The sequence below is a fragment of the Pilibacter termitis genome, from assembly GCF_900167335.1.
Lineage (GTDB): Bacteria > Bacillota > Bacilli > Lactobacillales > Streptococcaceae > Pilibacter > Pilibacter termitis.
On record NZ_FUXI01000004.1, the window covers coordinates 107,142 to 110,038 of the forward strand.

The 2,897-nt window shown below is 36.1% G+C and carries 4 protein-coding genes; all 4 read left to right on the forward strand.

Features of this window, described 5'->3' with window-relative positions; translation table 11 throughout:
• Positions 1–384 precede the first annotated feature (384 nt).
• Entirely contained in the window at positions 385–708 is a 324-nt protein-coding gene (locus B5D30_RS02705; protein WP_078806498.1) for a hypothetical protein, read from the forward strand.
• Positions 709–962: 254 nt separating this feature from the next.
• Complete coding sequence (locus B5D30_RS13445) at positions 963–1,136, forward strand: hypothetical protein (protein WP_159443176.1); 174 nt, start codon at positions 963–965, stop codon at positions 1,134–1,136.
• A 149-nt stretch (positions 1,137–1,285) separates the two neighbouring features.
• Positions 1,286–1,411, forward strand: coding sequence for a hypothetical protein (locus B5D30_RS14225; protein WP_268802092.1), 126 nt, complete (start codon positions 1,286–1,288; stop codon positions 1,409–1,411).
• Positions 1,386–2,804, forward strand: a complete 1,419-nt coding sequence (gene arcD / locus B5D30_RS02710; protein WP_078806499.1) for an arginine-ornithine antiporter — start codon at positions 1,386–1,388, stop codon at positions 2,802–2,804. Before B5D30_RS14225 ends, arcD begins: the two co-directional genes overlap by 26 nt.
• Positions 2,805–2,897 lie beyond the last annotated feature (93 nt).

Sequence of the window (2,897 nt, forward strand, 5' to 3'; positions counted from 1 at the left end):
GCTGTTCGCAACAGCACTGGAAACTATGTTTCCAGCAAGTAAATGCTGTGGCTCACTGCGACAAACTCCTTACCGCCCCTCTTCGCTTTTCTTGTCACCACATAGTTTTCGTTGATTTTTTCGAAAACAAGAAAAACTAGCTAATTTTGGCTTAACCAGAGTTTTTAGAGGTGCCCTTAAAAAATTTTCTTAAAACTATTATATCCTGAAAACTCTTTTTTTGTTTACTTTTTGATTCTATTTCAGAAATAAAAAGGACGTTTATGCAGAAATTTAGGACGTTTATGTAAAAGTCATTGAAATTATAAGGAATTGAGATTATGATTTTGGTGTGAAGAAAACTTGCAAGGGAATCACGAAAAAAATCATAAGGAGAACTTTTATATGAAAAAAATATTTGTAACAGTAGGTCTGTCAGTTGGGCTGTTAGCGATTGGAGAAATCGTTAACGCTGATGAAATTGTTGTAGTCAAACAAGCACATGAGGAAGTTCTTGTTTTATCTACTACTTATCCAAATGAAAATCTACAAGGGATGATTAGAGAGAAGAAAACAGGGAAACAAACACGTGTGGGGTATCAATGGAAGTGCAAAACAAGTGGATGTGGTTATGAAAGTTCATGGCATTTATTTTACGGCTCAGCAGCAAAATATGCACTAGCACATCATGAAAAATACGGTCATACTGTAACTGTATTTGGGGTATAAATATTTTAGATCCTGTTTATGCTCTCGCTTTCGAGTTTATTTTGAGCTAAATTTGTGCGTTTCGAGGAAAAAATGCAGATTTAGTAGTGGTATTCAAGTGTTTTTGATGAAGAAACGTGCAAATTTAGCCAAAATAGACCGAATTTGAAGAACGTAAACAAGCTCTTAGAGGTGTCCATTTTATAGATTGAGATAGTTATTTGTCCTAGCCGCAATAATTTTATTTTTCTAACATAGAGATGAGGGAGCAAACCATGAAAAAAAAACACATTATCTTTACTAGTATTATTTTGATTATAACCGGAGCTATAATAGCTGGATTTTACTACGACTATTCTACGAAACCAATAAGAGATAAGTATCGTGAGTATATATTGAACGAAATTGAAAGAGAACAAAGAGAAAACGACTGTGAAACAAAAAAATAGTAATTTTGGATAAGCTGAGTTTTTATAAGTCCCCTTAAATAAAAAAAAACTAACATTCTTTGCCTATATAATAAAAGTGCTTTAAAATAAAGGTAATGACTTTGCTTGTGATAAGGAAATAAAAAATTAGCACAAAGCAGAGGAATTTCATGTTGATTTTATTTTTCATTCATCAAATTGTAAAAATGAGTCAGCACCAAATATTTGAGCTTGTAGAACAAGTACAAGCGAGTAGAATGAGAGCAGGTTATGGAAAAAAAGCACAAAGGAATTAGTAAAATTGGACTGGTGGCAGCAGTTGTTAGCTCGTCCATTGGAAGCGGAGTTTTTGGGATTACAAGCGATTTAGCAGCAGGATCAGCACCTGCACCCGCGATGATTGCTTGGGTGATTGTTGGAATTGGGATTTTGGCACTTGTCTTGTCGTTAAACAACCTTGGGGCAAAGCACCCTGAGATGAATGCTGGAATTTTTGGGTATGCGGAAAAAGATTTCGGCAAACTTGGCGGATTTATTAGCGGTTGGGGCTACTGGATGAGTTCATGGCTTGGAAATGTGGCATTTGCGACCATGTTTATGAGTGCAGTCGGCGAATTTTTCCCATTATTTAAAGGTGGTCAAAATGTACCTTCTATTCTGCTTGCAAGTCTATTCATTTGGGGTTTAACGTTTCTTGTTAGTGGTGGACTTGAAAATGCTAGTATTGTCAATGTTTTAGTGATGCTCTGCAAATTGGTTCCCCTTGTATTTTTCTTGATTATGGCAATTTTGTCATTTAAACTTGGTATTTTTACTTCTGATTTTTGGGGAAATGTAGCAGAAAATCTGCAAAACAATGGAACAGCAGCAAGTGTTGGCGAGCAAATTAAGAGTTGTTTAATGGTAATGATGTGGGTGTTTGTTGGGATTGAAGGGGCAAGCGTGTTGGCAAGTCGTGCTGAAAAGCGAAGTGATGCACAAAAAGCATCTATTATTGGGTTGACGATTTTGTTATTTATTTATATTCTTGCCTCGCTTTTACCATTTGGTGTGTTAAGTCAAGAGGAGCTTGCGAATATTAAGCAACCTGCTATGGCAAACATTTTAAAACACATCGTAGGTGATTGGGGTGCAGCATTTATCAATATTGGTTTGATTATTTCAGTGATTGGTGCATGGCTTTCGTGGACAATGTTGCCAGCAGAAACCACAATGTTAATGGCACGTGACAAGCTACTTCCGAAATTTTTTGGTAAAACAAACGAAAAAAATTCACCGACCAATTCGCTTATTGCGACAGCAACGCTGACAAATTTATTTTTACTGACTTTTTTGGTAACAGACTATGCTTATAAATTGGCGTATTCACTCTGTACCGCATCTATCTTAATTTGTTATTTATTCGTTGCAATTTATCAAATCAAATATTCATTCAAGCAAAAAGAACCCCTCCAGTTAGGAATTGGAATTGTAGCAACTTTATTCCAAATTGTTGGGATTACACTTGCAGGATTTAACTATGTGTTATTGTGTTCAATTGCCTATATCCCGGGATTATTCTTTTTCTTAAAAGCGTGCCATGCAAACAATAGAAACATTAGCACACTAGAAAAAGCAGCAATGATACTCATCACACTCTCAGCAATCCTAGCAATCGTGATGTTATATCTCGGAATGATTACTTTATAAGAAAAGCGAAAAGGGGCGTTCAGGAGATTGTCGCAGAGAGCCACAGCATTTACTTGCTGGAAACATAGTTTCCAGTGCTGTTGCGAACAGCGA

What these genes read in the sequence shown, in the direction of transcription:
- B5D30_RS02705 (WP_078806498.1), top strand. Translation starts at nt 385, where the DNA reads ATGAAAAAAATATTTGTAACAGTAGGTCTGTCAGTTGGGCTGTTAGCG.
- B5D30_RS13445 (WP_159443176.1), top strand. Translation starts at nt 963, where the DNA reads ATGAAAAAAAAACACATTATCTTTACTAGTATTATTTTGATTATAACC.
- B5D30_RS14225 (WP_268802092.1), top strand. Translation starts at nt 1,286, where the DNA reads ATGTTGATTTTATTTTTCATTCATCAAATTGTAAAAATGAGTCAGCAC.
- arcD (WP_078806499.1), top strand. Translation starts at nt 1,386, where the DNA reads ATGGAAAAAAAGCACAAAGGAATTAGTAAAATTGGACTGGTGGCAGCA.